23 protein-coding genes are annotated in these 24,691 nt (G+C 40.4%); 12 read left to right on the forward strand and 11 right to left on the reverse strand.

Annotated elements, in window-relative coordinates; translation table 11 throughout:
* Nucleotides 1-247: 247 nt before the first annotated feature.
* The 4 genes from HT732_RS09005 to HT732_RS09020 all read right to left on the reverse strand — a co-directional run bounded on the left by HT732_RS09005 (nucleotide 248) and on the right by HT732_RS09020 (nucleotide 5,545).
* A complete protein-coding gene (locus HT732_RS09005) occupies nucleotides 248-1,297 on the reverse strand; it encodes a DUF389 domain-containing protein (protein WP_173254746.1) in 1,050 nt (349 codons plus the stop codon).
* A 293-nt stretch (nucleotides 1,298-1,590) separates the two neighbouring features.
* Nucleotides 1,591-3,102, reverse strand: coding sequence for an ABC transporter ATP-binding protein (locus HT732_RS09010; protein WP_173254748.1), 1,512 nt, complete (start codon nucleotides 3,100-3,102; stop codon nucleotides 1,591-1,593).
* 798 nt (nucleotides 3,103-3,900) lie between these two features.
* Nucleotides 3,901-4,875 (reverse strand): sensor histidine kinase, encoded by a 975-nt coding sequence (locus HT732_RS09015; protein ID WP_173254750.1) that lies wholly within the window; start codon nucleotides 4,873-4,875, stop codon nucleotides 3,901-3,903.
* Nucleotides 4,868-5,545, reverse strand: coding sequence for a response regulator transcription factor (locus tag HT732_RS09020; RefSeq protein ID WP_000548991.1), 678 nt, complete (start codon nucleotides 5,543-5,545; stop codon nucleotides 4,868-4,870). Before HT732_RS09020 ends, HT732_RS09015 begins: the two co-directional genes overlap by 8 nt.
* A gap of 155 nt (nucleotides 5,546-5,700) precedes the next feature.
* On the opposite strand from HT732_RS09020, the gene HT732_RS09025 reads away from it, so the two are divergent.
* Nucleotides 5,701-6,774 carry a DUF2974 domain-containing protein gene (locus HT732_RS09025; RefSeq protein ID WP_173254752.1) on the forward strand — a complete coding sequence of 358 codons (1,074 nt, stop codon included), beginning with the start codon at nucleotides 5,701-5,703 and terminating at the stop codon, nucleotides 6,772-6,774.
* Here the strand turns inward: HT732_RS09025 and HT732_RS09030 are convergent.
* From HT732_RS09030 to HT732_RS09040, 3 genes are all read right to left on the reverse strand, one after another.
* Nucleotides 6,733-6,936: a hypothetical protein gene (locus HT732_RS09030; protein WP_173254754.1), complete on the reverse strand. Its 204-nt coding sequence runs from the start codon at nucleotides 6,934-6,936 to the stop codon at nucleotides 6,733-6,735. The genes HT732_RS09025 and HT732_RS09030 overlap by 42 nt on opposite strands.
* Nucleotides 6,937-6,983: 47 nt before the next feature.
* On the reverse strand, nucleotides 6,984-7,421 hold the full coding sequence (locus HT732_RS09035; RefSeq protein ID WP_173254757.1) for an Rrf2 family transcriptional regulator: 438 nt from the start codon (nucleotides 7,419-7,421) through the stop codon (nucleotides 6,984-6,986).
* 75 nt (nucleotides 7,422-7,496) lie between these two features.
* On the reverse strand, nucleotides 7,497-8,339 hold the full coding sequence (locus tag HT732_RS09040; protein ID WP_173254759.1) for a metallophosphoesterase family protein: 843 nt from the start codon (nucleotides 8,337-8,339) through the stop codon (nucleotides 7,497-7,499).
* A gap of 111 nt (nucleotides 8,340-8,450) precedes the next feature.
* Here HT732_RS09040 and HT732_RS09045 point away from each other — a divergent pair, with 111 nt between their 5' ends.
* The 4 genes from HT732_RS09045 to HT732_RS09060 all read left to right on the forward strand — a co-directional run bounded on the left by HT732_RS09045 (nucleotide 8,451) and on the right by HT732_RS09060 (nucleotide 10,896).
* On the forward strand, nucleotides 8,451-9,101 hold the full coding sequence (locus HT732_RS09045; RefSeq protein WP_173254761.1) for a metal-dependent transcriptional regulator: 651 nt from the start codon (nucleotides 8,451-8,453) through the stop codon (nucleotides 9,099-9,101).
* 119 nt (nucleotides 9,102-9,220) lie between these two features.
* Nucleotides 9,221-9,931, forward strand: coding sequence for a nicotinamide mononucleotide transporter (locus tag HT732_RS09050; protein ID WP_173254763.1), 711 nt, complete (start codon nucleotides 9,221-9,223; stop codon nucleotides 9,929-9,931).
* Nucleotides 9,932-10,050: 119 nt separating this feature from the next.
* Nucleotides 10,051-10,464, forward strand: a complete 414-nt coding sequence (locus tag HT732_RS09055; protein WP_050074192.1) for a hypothetical protein — start codon at nucleotides 10,051-10,053, stop codon at nucleotides 10,462-10,464.
* A gap of 18 nt (nucleotides 10,465-10,482) precedes the next feature.
* A complete protein-coding gene (locus HT732_RS09060) occupies nucleotides 10,483-10,896 on the forward strand; it encodes a hypothetical protein (RefSeq protein ID WP_173254765.1) in 414 nt (137 codons plus the stop codon).
* Nucleotides 10,897-10,934: 38 nt separating this feature from the next.
* Here HT732_RS09060 and dtd read toward each other — a convergent pair whose 3' ends face one another.
* Together dtd and HT732_RS09070 are read right to left on the reverse strand one after the other, a co-directional pair.
* Nucleotides 10,935-11,378: a D-aminoacyl-tRNA deacylase gene (dtd, locus tag HT732_RS09065; protein ID WP_000691419.1), complete on the reverse strand. Its 444-nt coding sequence runs from the start codon at nucleotides 11,376-11,378 to the stop codon at nucleotides 10,935-10,937.
* 29 nt (nucleotides 11,379-11,407) lie between these two features.
* The gene (locus tag HT732_RS09070; RefSeq protein WP_050241976.1) at nucleotides 11,408-13,630 is read right to left on the reverse strand and encodes a bifunctional (p)ppGpp synthetase/guanosine-3',5'-bis(diphosphate) 3'-pyrophosphohydrolase; all 2,223 of its coding nucleotides are present in this window, start codon (nucleotides 13,628-13,630) and stop codon (nucleotides 11,408-11,410) included.
* A gap of 379 nt (nucleotides 13,631-14,009) precedes the next feature.
* Here HT732_RS09070 and HT732_RS09075 point away from each other — a divergent pair, with 379 nt between their 5' ends.
* Together HT732_RS09075 and HT732_RS09080 are read left to right on the forward strand one after the other, a co-directional pair.
* The gene (locus tag HT732_RS09075; protein WP_313970275.1) at nucleotides 14,010-14,237 is read left to right on the forward strand and encodes a hypothetical protein; all 228 of its coding nucleotides are present in this window, start codon (nucleotides 14,010-14,012) and stop codon (nucleotides 14,235-14,237) included.
* Between the two features lie 123 nt (nucleotides 14,238-14,360).
* Complete coding sequence (locus tag HT732_RS09080) at nucleotides 14,361-14,990, forward strand: MBL fold metallo-hydrolase (RefSeq protein ID WP_173254767.1); 630 nt, start codon at nucleotides 14,361-14,363, stop codon at nucleotides 14,988-14,990.
* Nucleotides 14,991-15,117: 127 nt separating this feature from the next.
* Here HT732_RS09080 and pepO read toward each other — a convergent pair whose 3' ends face one another.
* The gene (gene pepO / locus HT732_RS09085) at nucleotides 15,118-17,010 is read right to left on the reverse strand and encodes an endopeptidase PepO (RefSeq protein WP_173254769.1); all 1,893 of its coding nucleotides are present in this window, start codon (nucleotides 17,008-17,010) and stop codon (nucleotides 15,118-15,120) included.
* Between the two features lie 180 nt (nucleotides 17,011-17,190).
* Between pepO and HT732_RS09090 the strand changes: the two genes are divergently transcribed.
* The 5 genes from HT732_RS09090 to tpx all read left to right on the forward strand — a co-directional run bounded on the left by HT732_RS09090 (nucleotide 17,191) and on the right by tpx (nucleotide 21,775).
* Nucleotides 17,191-17,913: a metal ABC transporter ATP-binding protein gene (locus tag HT732_RS09090; RefSeq protein ID WP_173254771.1), complete on the forward strand. Its 723-nt coding sequence runs from the start codon at nucleotides 17,191-17,193 to the stop codon at nucleotides 17,911-17,913.
* A complete protein-coding gene (locus HT732_RS09095) occupies nucleotides 17,910-18,758 on the forward strand; it encodes a metal ABC transporter permease (protein ID WP_000559786.1) in 849 nt (282 codons plus the stop codon). The genes HT732_RS09090 and HT732_RS09095 overlap by 4 nt, the downstream gene beginning before the upstream one ends.
* Before the next feature lie 31 nt (nucleotides 18,759-18,789).
* The gene (gene psaA / locus HT732_RS09100) at nucleotides 18,790-19,719 is read left to right on the forward strand and encodes a metal ABC transporter substrate-binding lipoprotein/adhesin PsaA (protein WP_173254773.1); all 930 of its coding nucleotides are present in this window, start codon (nucleotides 18,790-18,792) and stop codon (nucleotides 19,717-19,719) included.
* A gap of 83 nt (nucleotides 19,720-19,802) precedes the next feature.
* A protein-coding gene (locus HT732_RS09105) for an IS3 family transposase (protein WP_173254775.1) occupies nucleotides 19,803-21,151 on the forward strand; the annotation gives its coding sequence in 2 pieces (ribosomal slippage) (nucleotides 19,803-20,244 and nucleotides 20,244-21,151; 1,350 coding nt in all).
* Nucleotides 21,152-21,283: 132 nt separating this feature from the next.
* Nucleotides 21,284-21,775 (forward strand): thiol peroxidase, encoded by a 492-nt coding sequence (tpx, locus tag HT732_RS09110; RefSeq protein ID WP_000256026.1) that lies wholly within the window; start codon nucleotides 21,284-21,286, stop codon nucleotides 21,773-21,775.
* 207 nt (nucleotides 21,776-21,982) lie between these two features.
* On the opposite strand, the gene HT732_RS09115 is transcribed toward tpx, so the two are convergent.
* Nucleotides 21,983-24,691, reverse strand: a complete 2,709-nt coding sequence (locus HT732_RS09115) for an FtsX-like permease family protein (protein ID WP_173254777.1) — start codon at nucleotides 24,689-24,691, stop codon at nucleotides 21,983-21,985.

The raw sequence follows: 24,691 nt of genomic DNA on the forward strand, positions 1-24,691 counted from the left end.
TCTGAGAAACATTTTTCAGAGCCAGAAAAAGCAACAACTATTTCAGCTGTTGCTTTTTATATTTTTACTCAATGAAAATCAAAAAGCAAACTAGGAAGCTAGCCGCAAGCTGTACTTGAGTACGGTAAGGCGACGCTGACGTGGTTTGAATTTGATTTTCGAAGAGTATTATTTAATCCGAGCTAGTAGTGATTGACCAAACCACCACACAAGATTTGCTTTCATGAGTTAGATAAGGTCAATATCCTCAATCCTTGTCTGCTTCATTTTCTTTTACGAGATCTTTTTGTGAATCTTTTTCAGAGAGTTTTTGATCGATATACTTGTTAATGGTTTCATAAAATTCCTTGGTCGTCTCACCGTCTAATTTTGTCGAATTATGAACTTGATTGACTTTCAATTGAACAGATTGAATACCGTAAGAGGCTTGTTTTTGGTGGAGCGTTTCTAATTCTTCTTCTGAAATCGGATCTCCAACAACCGTCAAGACCAATTCATTGTTCCTTGATTTGTAAACTTGATTAATGACCGTATGATTGGCGAACTCTTTTCCTACAAACTGTTTGATTCCTTCTTTTCGCGCTTGATCTATCGTCAGAGTGACTGCTGAATAACTAGCTGGAAGAATCAATAATAGAATCAAGGAGATCAACCCAATTCTCATTTTAATGTTTAACTCTTTAAATGAACTTAAGGGAGATTTTCTCATCAAAATTCTTGTTCCAACAATGTTGGTTAGCATGATAAAGACACAGTTGATCAAGAAAAGATAGAGAGCTCCAAATAAAAATCGTACATTTCCATTAGCTAAACCGTAACCTGCAGTACAGATAGGTGGCATCAGAGCTGTTGCAATGGCTACTCCTGGCACGATATTGTTTGCTTCTTTTTTCCTTGAACCAATGACGCCTGCTATCCCACCAGCAATAGCAATGAGAACATCCCAAATGGTTGGAGAGGTTCGTGCAATCAATTCGCTGCTTTCATAAGATAAGGGAGAAATCCAGAAATACAGAGCCGAGACAAGCAAGCTGACCAATACTTGGGTAAATAAAACCTCTAGAGATTGCTTGATTAAACGCGTATCAAAAATAGCTAAACCAAATCCGAGTCCAACAATCGGTGTCATAAGAGGGGAAATTAGCATGGCTCCAATAATGACAGCTGTTGAATTCATATTTAGGCCGATAGAGGCAATAAAAATCGCACACATCAAAATCACTGTATCTCTTAATCGAACATGAAGATCATCATATAATTTCTCACGGTATTCACGTGTTGAATAGTTTCCGGTCATTGGTTACTCCTTTTATTTCATATAATCTTGTTTCTGCATGGATGATGGTAGAGAGACTTCTGTCCAATCTTACATATTTTTCTTCTCACCTGTAATTCTTTTAAAAATTATCCTTTAAGTATCCGTCAGTCCATCCTTAACATTATATCAAAAATTTTACAGTCTTTCTCTGACGAAATCTATCAATTGAATAGATAGAGAAAGCAAGAAATTTTAGATTCCTTATTAGAAAAAGAAAAACCGGTATCTCCTCTGAACTCCTGATAATATGCGTTTTATTCTCTATAATTTAGCTATTTCAAAATTACAAGTTCTCCATTCTTAATTTCCCAAACTTGGTCAAACTTACTTAATAATTCGTTTTGGCGATGTAAAGTAACAATGACGGCACTTGGTAGTTCCAGAACTCTTTCCAATTCCATTTTAAACTGATTAGTATCCAAGGCAGAGAAAGGTTCGTCTAGGATAAGCAATGGATTTTTACGATTTTTCTCACGATTTAAATACATTCGTTGTTGCTGACCACCTGACAGGGATTGTGGTGGAATTTTTTCAAAATCTTCTTCTCTAAATTTTTCATTGAAACTATTGAATAGCGTTACATTATTTTCATAACTCGAAATAAATGTATGTTCTTGTTGCAGAATCATACCGAATCTTCCCCAAAGATGGTCCAAAACAAGCCCATCTAGCACAATTTGTCCTTCAAAATCTTCATCTGTTCCATTTAAAATATTGAGAAGACTACTTTTTCCAGACCCATTCTTACCAATAAGCGCAATTTTATCCCCTTTTTGAATCGTAGCGGAAGTAATTATCAATTTTGATTCTCCCAGTTGTTTGGAAATGTTTTTCAAAGTAATCGTATCAAAAGAATGTTGAGGTGCTTGAACTGAAACGGGTCTCCCAACAATGTTTTGAAAACTCTTGATTACAGGCTTTACGGACTCTAACATTTGTAAATCATAAAGGATTTCCTGTATTGGTTCAGAAAAAGCATTAATATATCCGAAACTCGCCACCACCTCAGGAATACCGAGTTCCTGGTGAGATAGAGAGTAGGCTAAATAAATAAACAGAACAAGACTAATGAATTCAAAAGAAACACCTGTCAATAAGATGCCTGTAATTTTTGTCAAACCATACTTAAAATACTTATCCTGCAAATTCTTTAGAGAACTCTTTTGTTGATTCAAAAAATGCGACATAGTTAGTTTATTTACCAAATGATGTCCCATGAGCAAATCCTCCAAAGTTCGATAGTAATCTCCTTGTTTTTTCAAGTAAACCTGTCTACGATTAGCGGTCAACTTCCCAACGATTTTAGGAATTTGAATACTAATTCCAGTGGAAAAGATTAAAATCAGTGATACAATAGGATTAATTGTTCTGCTAATAATGAAAGCGTAAATGATGATACGTAAAATTTGTTTGATAAAACTCATCAATGGAGGAAGGTAATCCTTTTCCAACGAATCTAGGTCATTAGATTGATAGGAAATATACTCTGCTACTGTTTTCTGCTTGAAATCGTGGTGACTGAGTCCCAGAAGTGAACGAAACCACTCATTTTTCAAAGTAGTCGAAAAGATAATCCCCTGCTTCCAATCAAGTATCATTTGGATATAGTTACAACTCAAATAGCCTGCCACTGACATAGAGTAACCATATAGAGCTACTTGATAATCCCCTTTGATTAATGCCTGCGTGAAATACGGTAACAAAGCTGTGCAGATATTCGATACTACACCAAAAAGAAAATTAAAGAAGAGATACCATCTAATAGTTTTAAGATATGGTAGCATATACGATACTCCTTGCTAATGCGTTTTTTTACATATCGCAGAACAATCTCTACTATTCCCTATTTCAGATAGTGCGATACTCGGACATTGAGTGCAATAATTGTAAATCACACAAGTACTGCCGTTTTTACTATCATTCAAAATATAATTTGCTATTTTGTAAAATATAGGTCTATCCCATGTTTCTTTGATAGATGTAAAATGAATATTTCCAATACTTCTATTGAAAGTAAGCTTTTTCAGTTTTTCTAACGATTTAGGCTATTTCGTGACACACCCACAATCCGTGAAAATTCTGGTTATATCAGATTATGTGATTTTCGTAAGAATTTTATATTGTCTCCAATCATGGCAGTCTCCTTTTACTTGATAAAACTATTGTAACATTTAGAAATTAAAAACTGGTTCAAAATCAATAGAATGTGTGTATTCGATACATTCAATAAATTCTTGGAAACAGTTCCACACCAGTTACACAAATCTATATACACCTATCTCATTCAAAATAAAAAGAAAGCTGCAGTTCTTTTAATCCTGTATCAACGATTCATTCTGAAATCGAATAGGAGACATTTCCCAAGTCTACAATTCACTTCATCTCAAATTAATTTTTGTAATTCACCCTTAGTTTATAGATTTTATACTCAACAAAAGTATAAAGCATACAAAACTTCACTTTGAACCAGTATTTATACTATATTCCGTATTAAAAATTCTATTATTGGTTTTGTAAAAAACAGTCTTCAAATATCCTGAAATATAGCAAAAAGAGATTGGGTAAAAACTCATTGTCTCTTCTCACTCAATTATCAGATTCATATCGGAAAACTTAATTCTTACTATCGTTCCTTCTCCAACCTCAGACTCGATGCGAATCTGGTGCCCCAGTTCTTCAGAAATTTTCTTAGAGAGATAGAGGCCAAGTCCAGATGACTGCTGGGTCAGACGACCATTATAGCCTGAGAAACCACGTTCAAAGACTCGGAGGACATCACTGTTTTTTATCCCGATTCCCGTATCCTTGATACAGAGTTCCTGGCCTTCCATATAAATCTCCAGACCACCTTCCTTGGTGTATTTGAGACTGTTTGAAATGATTTGCTCAATAACCACTAGCAGCCACTTTTTATCCGTCACGATTTCTTTATCAAGGTCATGTAAATTGACATTTAAGCCTTTTTGAATAAAGAAAAGAGCATATTTACGAATTATTTCCTTAACCAAGTCCTCGATTTGAACCTGCTTCAAGACCAAATCATCATGGAAACTTTCTAAACGCAGGTACTGTAAAACTAGATTGGTATAGGAATCTATCTTGAAAATTTCCTGTTCTAACTGCTGCTTCAGTTGGCGGTCAGCTACTTCTGCAACTAAGAGTTGACTGGCTGCAATGGGGGTCTTGATCTGATGGACCCACAAGGTATAGTAATCCAGCAAATCCGTCAGTTTTCTTTCTGCGTCAGACCTCTGCTGATAGAGTTCCATCTCACGCGCTTCTAATTTTTCTGCTAAAGCCCTTTCCAAAGGAGACTTGGCTTCCCTCTCTCCATAGAGAAGTTCCTGACGATAGACCTGTATCTCCACCAATATATCCCAAGTGAAAAATAAGATGGTCACAAAGCAACACAAGAGGAAAAAGTAGAGAAAGTAAATTCCCAAACTGGCAAATAAAAACTGAAAGAGCAAAACCAGAAACGTCAAAGAAAGCAGATAAACAAACAGACGACTACGGGAGCGCAGATAGGCTAGAAAAAATTGTTTCCAATCAAGCATGCTTTAATCCGTACCCTATCCCTTTCTTGGTCTCGATAAATCCTACCAAGCCCTGCTCTTCCAATTTTTTACGCAAACGAGCCACATTGACAGAGAGAGTATTATCATCAATGAAAAAGTCACTATTCCAAAGCTCCCGCATGAGGTCGTCACGCGCTACGATGTTGCCTGCATGCTCAAACAAAACTCGTAAAATCTGGAATTCGTTCTTAGTCAAATTTAAGACTTGCCCTTGATAATGTAAATCCATTGATTTGGTATTGAGGATAACACCAGCATATTCCAGTAAACTCTCGTCACGCCCAAACTCATAGGAACGACGCAACAAGCCCTGAACCTTGGCTAAAAGAACCTGCTGATCAAAAGGCTTGGTCACAAAGTCATCCGCCCCCATATTGATTGCCATGACAATATCCATAGCCTGGTCTCTCGAAGACAGAAACATGATCGGCACCTTGGAAATCTTGCGGATTTCCTGACACCAGTGATAGCCATTAAACAAGGGCAGTCCAATATCCATGAGGACCAGATGAGGTTCCGACTGGACAAAAAGACTCAAAACTTCCATAAAGTCTTCTACCAGGACCACTTCAAATCCCCATTCAGAGAGCATTTTCCCGACTTGTTGACGAATGACCTGATCATCTTCTACTAATAAAATCTTGTGCATGCGCTTCTCCTTTTCTATTATTATAACAGATTTTTCTATGCTAGAAGGTCTGAAACTGAATTTGAAGCAGCTTGTTTTTAGCCAGCAGATATAGGCAAGCCGACTAGCTAATTTGAGGGAAATTTGATAAGATAAATAAAAAGAAAGGAGCTATTATGGTCAATATTTTTGATTATCTGAAAGATGTCGCACACGATTCCTTTTACGACCTTCCTTTAAATGAATTAGATATTCTAGCCTTAACAGAAATCACCTACCTCTCCTTTGATAATCTGGTCTCCACAGCTCCTCAGCGACTTTTAGACCTAGCTCCTCAGGTTCCAAGGGAGCCTAACATGTTGACCAGCAAAAATCGCCTCCAGCTATTGGATGAGCTATCTCAACACAAGCGCTTCAAAAATTGCAAACTCTCCCATTTTATCAACGACATCGACCCTGAACTGCAAAAACAATTTGCGGCTATGACCTACCGCCTCACTCTCGATACCTATCTGATTATTTTTCGAGGTACAGATGATAGTATTATTGGTTGGAAGGAAGATTTCCACCTGACCTATATGAAGGAAATTCCTGCTCAAAAGCACGCTCTTCGCTATTTAAAGAACTTTTTTGCCCACCATCCTAAGCAGAAGGTCATTCTGGCTGGGCATTCCAAGGGAGGAAATCTAGCCATCTATGCTGCTAGCCAAATTGAGCAAAGCCTGCAGGATCAAATCACAGCAGTTTATACCTTTGATGCGCCTGGTCTCCACAAAGAACTGACACAAACCGAGGGCTATCAAAGGATAATGGATAAAACCAAGGTCTTCATTCCACAAGGTTCCATCATCGGTATGATGTTGGAAATTCCGGCCCACCAAATCATCGTGCACAGTACTGCCTTGGGTGGTATCGCCCAGCACGATACCTTTAGTTGGCAGATTGAGGACAAGCGCTTCGTCCAACTGGATAAGACCAACAGTGATAGCCAACAAGTCGACACAACCTTCAAGGAGTGGGTGGCCACAGTCCCTGATGAAGAACTCCAGCTCTACTTCGACCTCTTCTTTGGCACTATTCTTGATGCTGGTATTACTTCTATCAATGACTTGGCTTCCTTCAAGGCGATTGAACACATTCATCATCTCTTCGTCCAAGCTCAATCCCTCACTCCAGAAGAAAGGGAAACCATGGGACGCCTCACTCAATTATTGATTGATACCCGCTACCAAGCTTGGAAGAATAGATAAAAAGCTTATGAAAAGGTAATACTCTTCGAAAATCTCTTCAAACCACGTCAGCGTCGCCTTACCGTAGCTATGGTTACTGACTGCGTCAGTTCTATCTACAACCTCAAAGCAGTGCTTTGAGCAACCTGCGGCTAGCTTCCTAGTTTGCTTTTTGATTTTCATTGAGTATAAAAACCTTCTCATAAGCTTTTCTTGTTTTAAAGAAGAATTCAATCCTTCATTTGACTCTCTGCATCGGCCACAACTTGCTCTAAACTAGTCTGACCAAGCTCAGCCTCCATAGCCAACTGAATTCTCTCCAATTTTTGATCCAAAACATCATGAATATGAGCTCCAACTGGGCAATTTGGATTCGGATTGTCATGGAAACTGAAGAGTTGGCCTGTCTTACCAAGACACTCCACCGCTTGATAAACATCTAACAGACTAATATCCTTGATATCCTTAACAATCTCTGTTCCCCCTGTTCCACGCGCTACTGAAATCAGCTCTGCCTTCTTCAACTGGGACAAGGTCTTTCTGATAATGACAGGATTGACCCCGACACTAGCAGCTAAAAAATCACTGGTCACCTTGCTTTCCTTCCCCTTGAGGGCAATGATTATCAGCATATGAGTCGCAATGGTAAATCTACTTGGAATTTGCATCCTCTTCTCCTTTTTACGAGGCTAGCCTGCCTCTACTCTTCTTTTTCTATTATTATACCCTTTTAAGTTGTAATGTCAATCGTTACCACTTTTCAACCAGACATCTAACTCCCTATCATAGCCCTCTTTCTGGGCCAATTCTCTCAGAAATTCCTGATTGTGAGTATGATGGATACCATTGACCAAACTTTCATAATAAACCTCAAAATAGGGAAGTTTCAGGTCTTTAGCCAACTGCAATTCAGCTGCCACATCGTAGTCTACCCGTCGGAAGTCCATATCTACCAAGCCCTTGCCATCAAATTCTAAAATCATATACTGGGCCCGCAAGTCCTTCCGCAACTGAGCATCTAGAAAGAAAGGCTGCCCAATCGAACCAGGATTGACAATTAATTGTCCACCAGTCCCATAACGAAGCAACTGCTGATGAATATGACCATATACAGCGATATCACAAGGTGGATTGGTCACCAAGCGGTCAAAATCCTCTTGCGCTCCAGTATGAATCAACTCTCGCCCCCAGTTCTTATCAGGCAGATGATGGTTAATTCCTACCGTCAAATCACCAAACTGACGATGAATCTGGAGTGGTTGATTGTGGAGCAATTCGATTTCTTCTAGGGATATTTCCTCTAAAACATACTGGCACTGGCGCAAGAGATAGCGTTGACTGGGACGAGTACTATCCAATTCCCTGCGGACACCATGCCAAAGACTGTCTTCCCAGTTTCCCAAAACTCTAGCCGTAATCGGTAGATCAGCCAACAAGTCCAAAATCCTTCTACGCCCTGTTCCTGGCATGAGAATATCTCCCAAAAGCCAGTATTCATCCACTCCTAGCTGCCGAGCATCTGCCAAAACAGCCTCCAAGGCGGTGGTATTTCCATGAATATCTGAAAGAAGAGCTATTTTCGTCATATCCATCTCCTTGTTTTTTCTCTTGCAATAAGTATAACATAAAAAGTCACAGCTAGAGAAATCTAGCTTTTTTTGATATACTAGATAAAGATATTAGACAAGAGGAAGCGAATGACCCCGAATAAAGAAGACTATCTAAAATGTATTTATGAAATTGGCATAGACCTGCATAAAATTACCAACAAGGAAATTGCTGCCCGCATGCAAGTCTCTCCCCCTGCCGTAACTGAAATGATTAAACGGATGAAAAGTGAAAATCTCATCCTCAAAGACAAGGAATGTGGCTATCTACTGACTGACCTCGGCCTCAAACTGGTCTCTGAGCTCTATCGTAAACACCGCTTGATTGAAGTTTTTCTAGTTCATCATTTAGACTATACGAGTGACCAGATTCATGAGGAAGCTGAGGTCTTGGAGCATACTGTCTCTGACCTTTTCGTGGAAAGACTGGATAAACTACTAGGATTTCCCAAAACTTGTCCCCACGGAGGAACTATTCCTGCCAAGGGAGAACTCCTAGTTGAAATCAATAACCTGCCACTAGCTGACATCAAGGAAGCTGGCTCCTACCGCCTGACTCGGGTGCATGATAGTTTTGACATTCTCAATTATTTAGATAAGCACTCACTTCACATCGGTGACCAGCTCCAAGTCAAGCAGTTTGATGGCTTCAGTAATACCTTCACTATCCTCAGTAAAGACGAGGATTTACAAGTAGGTATGGACATTGCCAAACAACTCTACGTCGAGAAAATCGACTAATTTCTCAAGTCCCCTACCAACCCTGAAAATCAAATTTTCAGGGTTTTATTTCTAGCATTTGATTTTACTTTCATTTAGTTGTAGAATGTTTGTAAAAAACAAGAAAGATAGTTTAACATATGAAAAAATCACTAAAAATTTTTGCGACATCCAAATGGTTTGACCTCTTCGGAGTTGCTTTGGTCGTTGGGATTGCGATTGCATCTGGTTACCTCAACTCTCGTCTCGACAAATTCGTAGACTGGGGACCATGGACTGCTCTTGTTCCTTTTGGATTGATTTCCGTAACCAACGTTGGGATTTCCATGCTGTCCACTCGTTTCACGGGAAAATTAAGCAAATGGGGAAATTACTTCGGTATTATTAATACCATTTTGTCTGGCACCATTGATTATATCCTTGGAAATAAGGCGGCCATTATCACCTATCCTGTCACCTTCCTCATTTATACCTTTGCTATTAAAAAATGGGAAGCTTCGCAAGAAGGCAAACCCAACCAAATGAGCCAAAAACAGGTAAAATTGGCGGCCATCATCATTTCCATCATCGCCTTCCTCTTTGCCTTTGTGACCAACTATATCGGATATGGGGGCAAGATGAATCTCCTTGCCTACGTAACAACTATTGCCTTTGCACTGTCCCTCATTGCCAATGCTTTGAACGCATTAAAACTAACAACCCAATGGGGCTTTTGGTTGATTTACAATTTCGTTCAGCTGACAAAAGCTGGTATTCAAGGAAATTTTGCCAATATCGGAAAATACATCTTTTATATCCTCAATGCAATCGGAGCTTTATTTGTCTGGAATGATGAAGAAGTGGAACAATAAGAGGGAAATCAAATAAAGAAATCTAACAGAATCTCCTTACTAAAATTTTTTATCATTTTACTTGTAACTTCTTTTCTTTTGGAGTAGAATGAAGATAGATAAAAGAGGGAGGTCATCTTATGAAAAATCTCTTTAGAATCCATTTTACAGCAATTGCAGTTATCGATTTGCTACTATTCGCATTTTTCAGCAAAAGACCCGATACATCTTTGGGGTGGCTCTTGCTATCTGGTTTTATTTTCCTCCTTACTCAAGGACTCCTGTTATTTCGCTTGGTTGTCCGACTCAAACATCAATTCGCTGAGATTTATCCTCAAATCAATAAAAAGATTCGCTTCTACTATTTAGGGGTTCTCTCCATTGATTTTCTATTTTTTGTCCTTTTAGCCTTCGTTAGTTCTCATCGTTTATACTCTCTTATGCCAATTGTCACTGCTTGTCATTCTACTTTATATTATAGGACGGCGGACTACCTAAGAGAAAACTATCCTGACTTTTACAACAAACATATCTCTTTGTGGGAATGTCTCTAAGGAAAAGGAGGTCTTATCATGAAAAAAATCATCTTCATCAAAACCACTCAACTCCTTGTCATTGATGGAATCATGCTGGCATTTTTGACATTTAAAGGGGGGCTTACTTGGGATTGGATTTTGATTTATAGCGGTTGGCTCATTTTCTTTCATCCTGTGCTATTGGCCTATCTTTCAAACCAGCTTTGTGACTACTTTAGTCAACTCTATTCCCAGATTAGACCGAGATTCTGGCGATTTGCCTTACAAATCCTCCTCTGGGATAGCCTGATGATTCTCTCCTTGCTGTTTTTAAGGGGTATCCCACTTTTCCTTCAGGGTCCCCTCCTCATCCTAGGACATCTCATACTTTCCTATCGCATAAGCCAAAGCCTGAAAAAAGACTTCCCAAAAGCCTATCGGGAACCGATTTCTTTTTGGAGCATTTTATGATAGATGAGAAAAACCAAGCCGGCTGGGCTTGGTCTTTCTTATCTATTTTTAGTATCTAGGATAATGGTAACTGGTCCGTCATTAACCAGCTCAACCTGCATATCCGCTCCAAAGATGCCTGTCTGAACGGGTACTTCTTGCGCTAATTTTTGATTGAAAGCATCATAGAAGTCTGACGCCATATCAGGCTTGGCTGCACCTGTAAAGGCTGGACGATTGCCTTTCTTAGTATCCGCAAAGAGGGTAAACTGAGAAATAGAGAGGATTTCTCCTTCAATATCTTTGACAGACAGGTTCATCTTGCCTTCTGCGTCTGAAAAAATCCGCATGTTGACAAGCTTTCTCACAGCATAGTCCAAATCTTCCTCTTGGTCCTCTGGTCCAACACCAACCAGCAATAAGAGTCCCTGATTGATTTTTCCCTGAACCTGACCTTCGATACTCACTTGAGCTTTTTTAACTCGTTGGATAATGATTTTCATAATAGCCTTTCTAGTAAGAGCTAGGACCATTAGCCGTTGGTCCGTTTGACAGAATAAACCTCTGGTACGCTCTTAATCTTATCTACGACCGTGGTCAGTGTAGAGAGGTTGGCAATGCCAAAGGACACATGGATATTGGCAAATTTCATATCCTTGGTTGGTTGGGCATTGACCGTTGAGATATTCTTGGTTGTGTTTGAAAGAACTTGCAGTACATCGTTCAACAGTCCTGTACGGTTAAGGCCGTAGATATCGATATGGGCCATATACTCTTTATTTGAGCTAGAGTACTGGTCTTCCCATTCCACATCAAGGAGACGTTGCTCGTAGTTTTCTTGGGCACGCAGGTTCATACAGTCCACACGGTGAATAGCCACACCACGCCCCTTGGTAATGTAACCGACAATATCGTCACCAGGAACAGGATTACAGCACTTGGCAATCCGCACTAGGAGACCTGAGGCACCTTCAATGACCACACCACCCTCATGCTTGACCTTGAGGGTTTCTTTATTTTCAACCTTGACCTCGCCACCCTTGACAAGTTCTTCTGCTTCCGCCTTGGCCTTGGCACGTTCTTCTTCACGACGTTCCTTTTCAGTCAGACGGTTAAAGACAGTAATAGCTCCAATTTCTCCAAAACCAATAGCCGCAAAGAGGGATTCTTCTGTCTTGTAGCTAGTCTTTTGCAGAACTTGATCCATGTGGCGCTTGTCCATAAATTTATTGGCCACATAGCCATTTTCTTGGAACTGAGCCATCAACATTTCACGACCCTTATTGACTGACAATTCCTTATCTTGATTTTTAAAGAACTGACGAATCTTGTTACGCGCTTTGCTAGTCTTGACCATGTTGAGCCAGTCACGGCTAGGTCCAAAGGAGTTCGGGTTGGTAACAATTTCAACCTGATCCCCCGTCTTGAGCTTGGTTGTCAGTGGAACCATGCGACCATTGACCTTGGCACCAGTCGCTTTTTCACCAACTTTAGTATGGATTTCATAGGCAAAGTCAATCGGTCCTGAATCTTTTGGAAGGGAACGGACAGCTCCATCTGGGGTAAAGACGTAAATCTCCTCAGCCAGATAGTTTTCCTTAACAGAGTCCACAAATTCCTTGGCATCATCAGCCTGGTCTTGGAGCTCCATCATCTCCTTGATCCAGTTCATCCCAATAGCCGATTCCTTGCTGTTAACCTGCCCCTTAACGCCTTTCTTATAAGCCCAGTGAGCCGCAACCCCGTACTCAGCAACCTCGTGCATGGCTTTAGTTCGAATCTGAAACTCAATCGGTCCTTTTGGCCCATAGACAGTCGTATGGATAGACTGGTAACCATTAGCCTTGCGATTAGCGATATAGTCTTTGAAACGACCAGGCATGGGTTTCCAAAGCTCATGCACATAACCCAACATAGCATAAACATCACTTTGGGTATCTAAAATGCAACGAATGGCAATCAGGTCATAGATTTCCTCAAACCGTTTTCTCTTGTCCTGCATTTTGCGGAAAATCGAGTAAATATGCTTGGGGCGACCGTAAATCTTCCCTTTTAGGTGACGATCTGTCGTATATTCCTCTAATTTTGTGACCACCTCATCCACCAAGGCTTCACGCTCCCTGCGCTTTTCCTTCATCATATGGGTAATCTTGTAAAACTCTGTCGGATTGAGATAACGGAAAGACAGGTCTTCCAATTCCCATTTGACACTGGAAATCCCCAGACGGTGGGCAAGTGGGGCATAGATTTCCATAGTTTCTTTGGAAATACGCTCCTGCTTGTCTTTTCTAAGGTGTTTCAGGGTCCGCATATTGTGCAAGCGGTCAGATAGTTTGACCAAGATAACGCGGATGTCCTCAGACATGGCCATGAGCATCTTGCGATGATTTTCAGCCAACTGCTCCTCGATCGATTTGTACTCGACCTTACCAAGTTTGGTAACCCCATCGACGATTACCCTCACATCGGGACCAAACTCTCTTTCCAAATCGTCCAAGGTCGCATCTGTATCTTCTACCACATCATGCAAGAAACCACAGGCAACCGTTACGGCATCTAGTTTGAGTTTGGCTAAAATACCTGCCACTTGGATGGGGTGAATGATATAAGGCTCACCTGATTTGCGATATTGACCACTATGACATTCCACCGCATAGACCAAGGCCTTATGGACAAAATGGACATCCTCTTCCGTTAAATATTCTTTGGTTAAAGCGACAACTTCTTCGCCTGTTAAATTCACTTCTTTTGGCATCTCTACTCTCCAATTCTTCCTACCATTTTATCACTTTTTTAAGAATATGAAAACTAGATTAGAACAGAATAAGAAAAAAATAATTCAGAATTGCTTGATAATTCTGAATTATTAGTCTATAATATATTACGAAGTTAGATTTTAAACTTAGGTGATAGAAGGAGAGATAGAAGAACGGAAACCATATTGTAACCGAAAGACTTTCTGACTTCCCCAATTCCATTGAATATACGAAAGATAAACAGTGGAACTCGTGTCACATACACTGGTACCTTGACTGGATTTTGGAATTAAAATCCTCAAGATACTTTCTTTTATCCTTTAGTTTATAAGGAGAACACCTATGAAAAAAACTGCTATTTCTATCTTTGCTCTCCTAGTGTTAGGAGTTAGCTGCCTGTTTCTATTCAGCCAGCAAAGCTATAAAAAAACAGTCGTTCAATACTATGCTAACGACCAGAACCTGCCCAATAGGATAACTTATAGTGAATATAGCGACAAACGAGAAGCCAACTACGGTGGCACTCTAAACATCACATCTATCAAACAAGCTAATGACGGAGTTTATGCAACCTATGAAGGGCAATTGACACCTCTCCAATATTGATAAATTGATAACCAGCCTGTCTTCATCTAGTCATGCTGGTTTTTAAGTCCATTCTAAATCCTTACCTATTTTCCCCAACTGTGCTATACTTAATTTAGTACATTCTTTGAGATTGGAGCTAGTATGAAAATCCATAAAACCGTGAATCCTGTTGCTTATGAAAATACCTATTACTTGGAAGGCGAAAAGTACCTCATCGTGGTTGACCCTGGTAGCCATTGGGAAGCTATTCGTCAGACAATAGAGAACATCAACAAACCAATCTGTGCCATTCTATTGACCCACGCCCATTATGACCATATCATGAGTCTGGACTTGGTTCGCGAAACTTTTGGCAATCCTCCTGTCTATATCGCAGAGAGCGAAGCCAGCTGGCTCTATACTCCTGTCGATAATCTCTCTGGGCTACCTCGCCACGATGATATGGCAGATGTGGTCGCAAAACCGGCTGAACGCACCTTTGTCTTTCACGAAGAATACCAACTAGAGGAATTTCGTTTCACTGTCTTGCCAACACCAGGTCACTCTATCGGTGGTGTTTCTATCGTCTTTCCGCAAGCTCATTTGGTCTTGACAGGTGATGCTCTGTTCCGTGAAACAATCGGACGGACGGATCTTCCAACTGGTAGCATGGAACAACTCCTCCATAGTATCCAGACTCAACTCTTCACCCTACCAAACTATGATGTCTATCCAGGACATGGTCCAGCTACTACTATCGCTCACGAAAAGACCTTCAATCCTTTTTTCTAACAAGATGGTGACAATGACTATCACATTTTAAGTAAACTATCCAGCAAATCTTTCCATTGCAAAAGGCATCCAGTCAAGGTTTTCACACCTGATTGGATGCCTTTTTCTGATGACTAGGTTCTTTGCCTTACCAAATAATCACGCGCTCTTCTGGTGAACGCCACATTCCGTCGCCTTCTTTGACATCATAGGTTGTAAAGAAATCATCGAAGTTTGGTACTTGTACATTGACACGGAGTTTGGCTGGTGCGTGCACATCGACGCTAGCCAAAAGTTTCATAAATTCTGGACGACCTTTCATGCGCCAGATGCGACCGAAGTTGTAGAAGAATTCTTCTGCTGAGAAGTCTGGTTCTCTCTTAGCTGCTTCAAGCGCTGCAGCGATTCCTCCCAAGTCAGCCACGTTTTCTGATACAGTCAATTTACCGTTGATGGTTGCTCCATAAGAATCCTGTCCATCAAATTGGTCAATGACTTTTTGTGTTTTCTCCTTGAAGGCGGCATAGTCGCTCTCTGTCCACCAATCCTTGAGGCTACCATTTTCATCGAAGGAAGCTCCGTTGGTATCAAAGGCGTGAGAAATTTCATGGGCAATAACTGCACCAATCCCACCGTAATTAGCAGAAGATGACTGATGCAAGTCATAGAAAGGAGCCTGTAAAATAGCTGCTGGAAAGACAATTAGGTTCTTCTGTGGATTGTAGTAAGCATTGACCATATGAGCAGGCATGCCCCATTCCTTGTAGTCTACAGGCTGGTTCCACTTGCTCCAACTGTGCTTGATTTCTACACGCGCAAAGGCAAGAGCATTGTCAAAAAGGCTAGCCGTTTCATCCACTACCTTGTCCATATAGCGTGCTGGTAATTCTTCTGGGTAACCGATATAAGGCTTGATGACATTGAGTTTGACGATGGCCTTGTCACGAGTTTCAGGAGTCAGCCAGTCATTTTTAGCCAAACGTTCCTTATAGACATCAATCATAGTTGCCACTTTTTTCTCCACATCCGCCTTAGCTTCTGGGGAGAATTTTTCATGGGCATACCAGAGACCCAAGGCTTGTTTGAATGGGCCTTGTGCTAGCTGGTAGGCTGCTTTAATCTTATCTTTGGCTTCTGGAACTCCTGAAAGCGCACGGCTATAGGCACCTGATAAGACACGTATTTCTTCTGTTAAATAGCTGGTTGAGAGATTAACTACACTTAAAATTAAGGTTGCCTTGAGGAGAGGCCAAGCTTCTTCACTATAGAATTGGTCTGCGGCTTGCCAGAAACGTTCCTCGTCCACGATAACCTTGTCTGGCACTTGTCCAAGAACGGCTTGGAAGAAGTCATCCAAAGGTAGAGCAGGCGCGAATTTTTTGAAATCTTCATAAGCATATGGATGGTAGAGTTTAGCATATTCTGAACTTTCTTCATTAGAAAGCACTACTGCCGCAACTCGACGGTCCAATTCTAGTCTTTTCTCAAGCAAGTCTTCAATTTCTTCATCAGAAAAATCATAAGCCTTGAGGAGATTTGCGCTACTTTCTTTCCAAAGAGTCAAGAGCTCTTCTCGCTGAGGATGGTCTTCTGCATAGTAGGTCGTGTCTGGCAGGATCGTGCTTGGAGCGCTAGCCCATAGAACATTGGTTCTAGCATCCATAAAGTCTGGCGATACACCAAAAGGAAGGAAGTTCGGTTTACCAGCAAGTTCAAACTCTGCTAGTCTAGCTGTAAAATCTGCAAAAGTCTCCAATTCTTGGAATTCTTTAAGAAGTGGTAAGACAGGTGTGATACCGTCAGCTTCTCTCTTATCAAAGTCACGAACTAGGCGGTGGTATTTGACAAAGTTTGCCAAGATAGCATCCTCAGGCACCTCTTCTCCTGCCAACCACTTGTCTGTTGTCGCCAGCATCAGATCTTCAATTTCCTGGTCTAAATCAACAAAACCTCCCGTTTGAGACTTATCTGCTGGAATTTCAGCCGTCTTCTGCCATTCTCCATTGATTGCATCATAAAAATCATCTTGATAACGTGTCATCGTGTTCTCGCTTTCATTTGTACTTGTTTTTAGCTTAACAAAAATTAACTGGGAATGCAATTAAAATACAAGATTAAAAGAACTTAAATATTTTACTGTTAATATTTTAATTTTTTAAAAAATTAACTTGACTTAATTTTTTTTTTAAGGTATATTAAGAGTAAGGAGGAATACAAGTTTATGATACGTATCGAAAACCTCAGTGTCTCCTACAAAGAAACGTTGGCACTTAAGGATATTTCACTAGTGCTCCAAGGACCAACAATTACTGGTATCATTGGTCCTAACGGTGCTGGAAAATCAACATTATTAAAAGGTATGCTGGGAATTATCCCACATCAAGGTCAGGCATTTCTCGATGACAAGGAAGTTAAAAAATCCTTACACCGAATCGCCTATGTCGAACAAAAAATCAATATCGACTACAACTTTCCCATCAAGGTCAAGGAATGTGTCTCACTAGGACTCTTTCCCTCTATTCCTCTCTTTCGCAATTTAAATGCTAAACATTGGAAAAAAGTAGAGGAAGCCCTTGAAATCGTCGGTCTAGCTGACTACGCAGAACGGCAAATCAGTCAACTATCTGGAGGTCAATTTCAGCGGGTTTTGATTGCCAGATGTTTGGTACAGGAAGCCGACTATATCCTCTTGGATGAACCCTTTGTTGGGATTGATTCTGTCAGTGAGGAAATCATCATGAATACGCTGAGAGATTTGAAAAAAGCTGGGAAGACGGTTCTCATCGTCCACCACGACCTCAGCAAGGTTCCCCACTACTTCGATCAAGTCTTGCTTGTCAATCGAGAAGTGATTGCCTTTGGTCCAACCAAAGAAACCTTTACCGAAGCCAATCTCAAAGAAGCTTACGGTAATCGACTCTTTTTCAATGGAGGTGACCTATGATTGCAGAATTTATCGATGGATTGCAAAAATTCCATTTCTTACAAAATGCCTTGATAACAGCCATTGTCGTCGGGGTCGTAGCTGGAGCTGTAGGATGTTTCATCATTCTACGCGGGATGTCACTCATGGGAGATGCCATTTCACATGCTGTCTTGCCAGGTGTAGCCCTCTCCTTCATCTTGGGCCTTGACTTCTTTATCGGAGCCATTGTCTTTGGACTGCTAGCTGCCATCATCATTACCTACATCAAGGGAAACTCGATTATCAAAAGCGATACCGCCATCGGCATTACCTTTTCTTCTTTCTTAGCCCTCGGTATCATCTTGATTAGTGTCGCTAAAAGTTCAACTGACCTTTTCCATATCCTTTTTGGTAATATCCTAGCCGTCCAAGATACGGATATGTTTATTACTATGGGTGTTGGTGCAGCCATTCTCTTGTTGATCTGGATTTTCTTCAAGCAACTCTTGATAACATCCTTTGATGAACTCTTGGCCAAAGCCATGGGAATGCCTGTCAATTTCTATCACTACCTTCTCATGGTACTCTTGACTCTCGTGTCTGTGACAGCCATGCAAAGTGTCGGAACTATCCTGATTGTAGCCATGCTGATTACCCCAGCTGCAACTGCTTATCTGTATGCTAATAGCCTAAAAAGTATGATTTTCCTTTCCTCAACCTTTGGAGCTACAGCTTCAGTTTTGGGACTCTTTATCGGCTATAGCTTTAACGTTGCGGCAGGTTCTAGTATCGTGCTTACAGCCGCTAGTTTCTTTCTCATTAGCTTCTTTATCGCTCCAAAACAACGATATTTGAAACTGAAAAATAAACATTTGTTAAAATAAGGGGCAAAACCCCAATAAATTGGAGGATCTAATGAAAAAATTAGGTACATTACTCGTTCTCTTTCTTTCCGTCATTGCTCTTGTAGCGTGTGCTAGCGGAAAAAAAGATGCAGCTTCTGGTCAAAAACTAAAAGTTGTTGCTACAAACTCAATCATCGCTGATATTACTAAAAATATTGCTGGTGACAAGATTGATCTTCACAGTATCGTTCCTGTTGGTCAAGACCCACACGAATACGAACCACTTCCTGAAGACGTTAAGAAAACATCTCAAGCTGATTTGATTTTCTATAACGGGATCAACCTTGAAACAGGTGGCAATGCTTGGTTTACAAAATTGGTAGAAAATGCCAAGAAAACTGAAAACAAAGACTACTTTGCAGTCAGTGAAGGCGTTGATGTTATCTACCTTGAAGGCCAAAACGAAAAAGGCAAAGAAGACCCACACGCTTGGCTCAACCTTGAAAATGGGATGATTTTTGCTAAGAATATCGCAAAACAATTGAGCGCTAAAGACCCTAGCAACAAGGAATTCTACGAAAAAAATCTCAAAGAATATACTGATAAGCTAGACAAACTTGACAAAGAAGCTAAAGAGAAATTTAACAACATCCCTGCTGAGAAGAAATTGATCGTAACCAGCGAAGGATGCTTCAAATACTTCTCTAAAGCCTACGGTGTCCCAAGTGCCTATATCTGGGAAATCAACACTGAAGAAGAAGGAACTCCTGAACAAATCAAAACCTTGGTTGAAAAACTTCGCCAAACAAAAACTCCTTCACTCTTTGTAGAATCAAGCGTGGATGACCGTCCAATGAAGACTGTTTCTCAAGACACAAACATCCCAATCTACGCACAAATCTTTACTGACTCTATCGCAGAACAAGGTAAAGAAGGCGACAGCTACTACAACATGATGAAATACAATCTTGACAAGATTGCTGAAGGATTAGCAAAATAATACTCAATGAAAAACGTCATTCTCACATGAACTGCACCCCAAAAGTTAGACAGAAAAAATCTAACTTTTGGGGTGTTTTTATTATGAAATTAACTTATGATGATAAAGTTCAGATCTATGAACTTAGAAAACAAGGATATAGCTTAGAGAAGCTTTCAAATAAATTTGGGATAAATAATTCTAATCTTAGGTATATGATTAAATTGATTGATCGTTACGGAATAGAGTTCGTCAAAAAAGGAAAAAATCGTTACTATTCTCCTGATTTAAAGCAAGAAATGATTAATAAAGTCATACATGAAGGCTGGACTAAAGATAGAGTTTCTCTTGAATACGGCCTCCCAAGTCGTACGATACTTCTTAATTGGCTAGCACAATACAAGAAAAACGGGTATACTATTGTTGAGAAAACAAGAGGGAGAGTACCTAAAATGGGACGTAAGCCAAAAAAGAGACCTGAAGAGAGAACAGAATTAGAACGTCTTCAAGCAGAAAATGAATACCTGAGAGCGGAGAATGCTATCCTAAAAAAGTTAAGAGAACTCCGATTGAAGGAGGAAAAAGAGAAAGAAGAAAGACAGAAATTGTTCAAGAATTAATGACTGAGTTTTCGTTAGATATTCTTCTAAAAGCCATTAAACTAGCTCGTTCGACCTACTACTATCACTTGAAACAGCTAGATAAACCAGATAAGGACCAAGAGCTTAAAGCTGAAATTCAATCCATTTTTATCGAACATAAGGGAAATTATGGTTATCGTCGGGTTCATTTAGAACTAAGAAATCGTGGTTATCTGGTAAATCATAAAAGAGTTCAACGCTTGATGAAAGTACTCAATTTACAAGCTAAAATGCGACAGAAACGAAAATATTCTTCTCATAAAGGAGATGTGGGTAAGAAGGCAGAGAATCTCATTCAACGTCAATTTGAAGGCTCTAAAACAATGGAAAAGTGCTACACAGATGTGACAGAATTTGCCATTCCAGCAAGTACTCAAAAGCTTTACTTATCACCAGTTTTAGATGGCTTTAATAGCGAAATTATCGCCTATAATCTTTCAACTTCACCCAACTTAGAACAAGTAAAAACAATGTTGGAACAGGCATTCACAGAGAAATGCTACGAGAATACGATTCTCCATAGTGACCAAGGTTGGCAATATCAACACGATTCTTATCATCAGTTTCTTGAGGGTAAGGGAATTCAAGCATCCATGTCACGTAAGGGTAACAGCTCAGACAATGGTATGATGGAGTCCTTCTTTGGGATTCTGAAATCGGAAATGTTTTACGGTTATGAGAAGTCGTTTCAGTCGCTTAAGCAATTGGAACAAGCTATTGTAGACTATATTGATTACTACAACAATAAACGAATTAAGGTAAAACTAAAAGGACTTAGCCCTGTGCAGTACAGAACTAAATCCTTCGGATAAATTAATTGTCTAACTTTTTGGGGTCAGTACAACACGAGCTGGCGTTTTTTTCTATGCCCACATTTCCGGTCAAATCATTGGAAAATTCCGACTGTTTCAGCTAAAATGGAAGAAAAAAGATTGGAGTATCTTATGGTAACTTTTCTCGGAAATCCTGTGAGCTTTACAGGTAAACAACTACAAGTCGGCGACAAGGCACTTGATTTTTCACTCACTACAACAGACCTTTCTAAAAAATCTCTGGCTGATTTTGATGGCAAGAAAAAAGTCTTGAGTGTCGTGCCTTCTATCGATACAGGTATCTGCTCAACTCAAACGCGTCGTTTTAATGAAGAACTGGCTGGACTGGATAATACGGTTGTCTTGACTGTTTCAATGGACCTACCATTTGCCCAAAAACGTTGGTGTGGTGCTGAAGGTATTGAAAATGCCATCATGCTCTCAGACTATTTCGACCATTCCTTTGGACGTGATTATGCCCTCTTAATCAATGAGTGGCACCTATTGGCACGCGCAGTCTTTGTCCTCGATACTGACAATACTATTCGCTACGTTGAATACGTGGACAATATCAACTCTGAACCAAACTTTGAAGCCGCAATTGCAGCTGCTAAAGCCCTATAGAAAAAATCCTCTGTCACAAAGAGTTCCCTACTCTTTGAAACGGAGGATTTTTATTTACGAGTAAATACAAGTTCAATCAGCTAAAAATAACTACCTTACTCTTCGAAAATCTCTTCAAACCACGTCAGCTTTATCTGCAACCTCAAAGCGGTGCTTTGAGCAACCTACGGCTTGCTTCCTAGTTTGCTCTTTGATTTTCATTGAGTATTACTCTACAGATTTTAGGGCTTCTAACATATCAACTTTTCTCAGATGATAATTGACAAAGAAACCAAGCAAGATCAAAATGATGCTTACTGCTGCCACAGGAATCACATAGACTTCCCAGCCTACCTGCGGATAAAAGAGAATAGTCGCAGGCGAAATCATTTGAATCAAAAATTGGTGTAAATAGAAACCAGATACCAGACCAAATACGATTCCCACAAGGGACAGCACAATCGTCTCACGATAAATGTAGAGGGTGACTTCATTATTATGAAAACCGAGAACCTTGATAGTGGAGAGTTCACGGATTCTCTCAGCTACGTTGATATTGGTCAAATTGTAAAGGATAACAATAGCCAACAGAACCGACACGATGACCAAGATGGTCATGGTCTGATTGAGTGAACTTGCGACCGAGTCAAAGAGCCGAATAGCTGAAGCATTCTGTACGACGCTGGACACCGCAGCTTGATTCATAAGCAAACCTGCCTGCCTTTCGATACTAGTAGCACTGGTATCCCTTAACGAGACCAGATATGTATTAGCTTGGGGTAGCTGTCCGTAAAGTTGCTCATAGTCAGTCTGACTCATATAAATAAAATGACCAACGTAGTTCTCAGTAATAGCAGCGACCGTTAGTTCCTTACCTTCAATTTCTAGAGTCTGTCCAACCTTAACACCTGCCAGCTGGGCAAGTTTAGCTGTAATAACGACGCCATCTTTTAATGTCAGATTCTGCTGATGATTTTGAAGATGGATAAAGGGAGTCAAATCCTCCTTCTCTGTCATCATAAGGGTAATGGTCTGAAGACTAGCCTTACCTTTGAAATCCTTGTCTAGCATCTTAGAATAAATTTTCTGGTAGGCTTGAATATCCTGCCCTTTCAACACTTCTTCCAACTCTGCCTTGTCTTGATTGGTCGCACTAGGATTTTCAGAGACAATCATTTGATACTGTTGGATTTGTTGAAACTGTCTAGACGGAACTCCTGCTACAGAGGATTGAATTCCCAAACCTGCAAAAAGCAGAGCTACAGAACCTGCCACACCAAAGATCGTCATCAACATCCGCTGCTTATAACGGAAGATATTTCGAGCTGTTACCTTATGAGTAAAACTGAGACGACGCCAAATAAAACCGATGCGCTCCAGTAAGATTTTAGCTCCTTTGACAGGTGGTTTAGGCAGTAAAAGCTGGGCTGCTTCATCATGAAGTTCCCTACGAGCTACCAAGTAGGCTGGTAACACACTCGCCAACCAACTCAAACCAAGAGCTAATAAACTATAGGTCCAATAGAACTGAATCTGTGTTTCTCCCACCACCATACCTTTTGTAATGACGCTTGAAATCACACTAGCTAGCAAATAATGTCCAAGTATGCTACCTAGAGCTGTTCCGACAGTCCCAGCTACTAGACCGTAGAGGAGAAACTTGGCAATAATATCCTTGCTACGATAACCCAAGGCCTTAAAAATCCCAGCATGTGTTCGCTCTTCATCCACAAAGCGAGTCATGGTTGTAAAGGTCACCATAGCTGCAACAGCATAAAGCACCACAGGAAAGATATTGCCCACTGCCCGAATACTGGCTGAAGCATTACTGTACATGAGATAACCTTGACCGCCAGGCATAGTCTGACGATTATAGACTTGATACTTGGGATCAGCTAAATCATCCAAGACTTGCTGATGTTTTTCTAATTTTTCCTTTTCTTGGGCTAAATTTTGTTCAGCCTGCTTTAGTTTGTCCTCTTCCTTGCTCAATTCCTGCTTAGCTTGGGTAAGTTGAGCACTAGCCTGCTCTCTCTGAGCTTGAGGAAGCAAGGCTAGTTGACTTTCTTGAGCCTGTAAACGAGCTTGAGCAGTTGCTAAACGACGCTTGCCTTCCTGCAAATTAGTCTCAGCCTTGTCAATGGTCTCTTGACCTTTGTCTAGAGACTCTTGCCCTTCTTTTTTCAAGACTTGCAAACGTGCCTTGCCATTATCTGATAGAACTTGTTCAAGTTCTTCCTGATGTTGCTTGGATTTTTCTTCATAAGCTGATGAAAAAGCATTTAAGCATGCTAAATCTTGATATTTCAAACGAGCTATATTGTAGACTTTCTGATCAAACTGACTAGGTAAAATCACCCCATAGGCTGTCAGAGTCCCACTTCCACTTGCTGCGTAGCCCATATCTCTCTGAGAGAGGATTTCAGCTGAATCCACAAAACCAGTAATGGTATACCTATGGTCTTTTAAAGAGGAATGACCCTCTTCTTTTTCTTTAAAACTAATCTCCTGTCCCACGCTGTATCGGCCTTGCAAATGAGTGGCCAAAGCGATTTCCTCGTCTGACTGAGGAAGTCGTCCCTCTCTTAGCTGAAAGGTTGAAATTCGCTCTGGTTTGGAGTACAGCCGAATGGCATCCTGCCCATTTTCCATAGTCACATCTGTCAAATAGCCAAACTCAACCTCTGCGCCCTCTATCTGTTCTAGTTCTTCTTGATCTGTTTGATCCAAACCATAATTAGACATAACTGCCAAATCCAAGGTTTGAGCAGTTGTTAAATAAGCATTAGCTGTCGCCTCCATGTTGGGGCTAGTTACTTTGAGGCCTACTAGGGCTAAAGAACCCAACATCATCAAGGTTAAGATGGATAAAAAACGCCCCTTAGAGCCTGTGAAGGACTGAATTAAGTCCTTCCAATAGGTTTTTCGCTTGATCAT

It is taken from the genome of Streptococcus sp. 5346 (assembly GCF_013277455.1).
In the GTDB taxonomy this organism is placed as follows: domain Bacteria; phylum Bacillota; class Bacilli; order Lactobacillales; family Streptococcaceae; genus Streptococcus.

What these genes read in the sequence shown, in the direction of transcription:
- HT732_RS09005 (WP_173254746.1), bottom strand. Translation starts at nt 1,297, where the DNA reads ATGACCGGAAACTATTCAACACGTGAATACCGTGAGAAATTATATGAT.
- HT732_RS09010 (WP_173254748.1), bottom strand. Translation starts at nt 3,102, where the DNA reads ATGCTACCATATCTTAAAACTATTAGATGGTATCTCTTCTTTAATTTT.
- HT732_RS09015 (WP_173254750.1), bottom strand. Translation starts at nt 4,875, where the DNA reads ATGCTTGATTGGAAACAATTTTTTCTAGCCTATCTGCGCTCCCGTAGT.
- HT732_RS09020 (WP_000548991.1), bottom strand. Translation starts at nt 5,545, where the DNA reads ATGCACAAGATTTTATTAGTAGAAGATGATCAGGTCATTCGTCAACAA.
- HT732_RS09025 (WP_173254752.1), top strand. Translation starts at nt 5,701, where the DNA reads ATGGTCAATATTTTTGATTATCTGAAAGATGTCGCACACGATTCCTTT.
- HT732_RS09030 (WP_173254754.1), bottom strand. Translation starts at nt 6,936, where the DNA reads ATGAAAATCAAAAAGCAAACTAGGAAGCTAGCCGCAGGTTGCTCAAAG.
- HT732_RS09035 (WP_173254757.1), bottom strand. Translation starts at nt 7,421, where the DNA reads ATGCAAATTCCAAGTAGATTTACCATTGCGACTCATATGCTGATAATC.
- HT732_RS09040 (WP_173254759.1), bottom strand. Translation starts at nt 8,339, where the DNA reads ATGACGAAAATAGCTCTTCTTTCAGATATTCATGGAAATACCACCGCC.
- HT732_RS09045 (WP_173254761.1), top strand. Translation starts at nt 8,451, where the DNA reads ATGACCCCGAATAAAGAAGACTATCTAAAATGTATTTATGAAATTGGC.
- HT732_RS09050 (WP_173254763.1), top strand. Translation starts at nt 9,221, where the DNA reads ATGAAAAAATCACTAAAAATTTTTGCGACATCCAAATGGTTTGACCTC.
- HT732_RS09055 (WP_050074192.1), top strand. Translation starts at nt 10,051, where the DNA reads ATGAAAAATCTCTTTAGAATCCATTTTACAGCAATTGCAGTTATCGAT.
- HT732_RS09060 (WP_173254765.1), top strand. Translation starts at nt 10,483, where the DNA reads ATGAAAAAAATCATCTTCATCAAAACCACTCAACTCCTTGTCATTGAT.
- dtd (WP_000691419.1), bottom strand. Translation starts at nt 11,378, where the DNA reads ATGAAAATCATTATCCAACGAGTTAAAAAAGCTCAAGTGAGTATCGAA.
- HT732_RS09070 (WP_050241976.1), bottom strand. Translation starts at nt 13,630, where the DNA reads ATGCCAAAAGAAGTGAATTTAACAGGCGAAGAAGTTGTCGCTTTAACC.
- HT732_RS09080 (WP_173254767.1), top strand. Translation starts at nt 14,361, where the DNA reads ATGAAAATCCATAAAACCGTGAATCCTGTTGCTTATGAAAATACCTAT.
- pepO (WP_173254769.1), bottom strand. Translation starts at nt 17,010, where the DNA reads ATGACACGTTATCAAGATGATTTTTATGATGCAATCAATGGAGAATGG.
- HT732_RS09090 (WP_173254771.1), top strand. Translation starts at nt 17,191, where the DNA reads ATGATACGTATCGAAAACCTCAGTGTCTCCTACAAAGAAACGTTGGCA.
- HT732_RS09095 (WP_000559786.1), top strand. Translation starts at nt 17,910, where the DNA reads ATGATTGCAGAATTTATCGATGGATTGCAAAAATTCCATTTCTTACAA.
- psaA (WP_173254773.1), top strand. Translation starts at nt 18,790, where the DNA reads ATGAAAAAATTAGGTACATTACTCGTTCTCTTTCTTTCCGTCATTGCT.
- tpx (WP_000256026.1), top strand. Translation starts at nt 21,284, where the DNA reads ATGGTAACTTTTCTCGGAAATCCTGTGAGCTTTACAGGTAAACAACTA.
- HT732_RS09115 (WP_173254777.1), bottom strand. Translation starts at nt 24,691, where the DNA reads ATGATCAAGCGAAAAACCTATTGGAAGGACTTAATTCAGTCCTTCACA.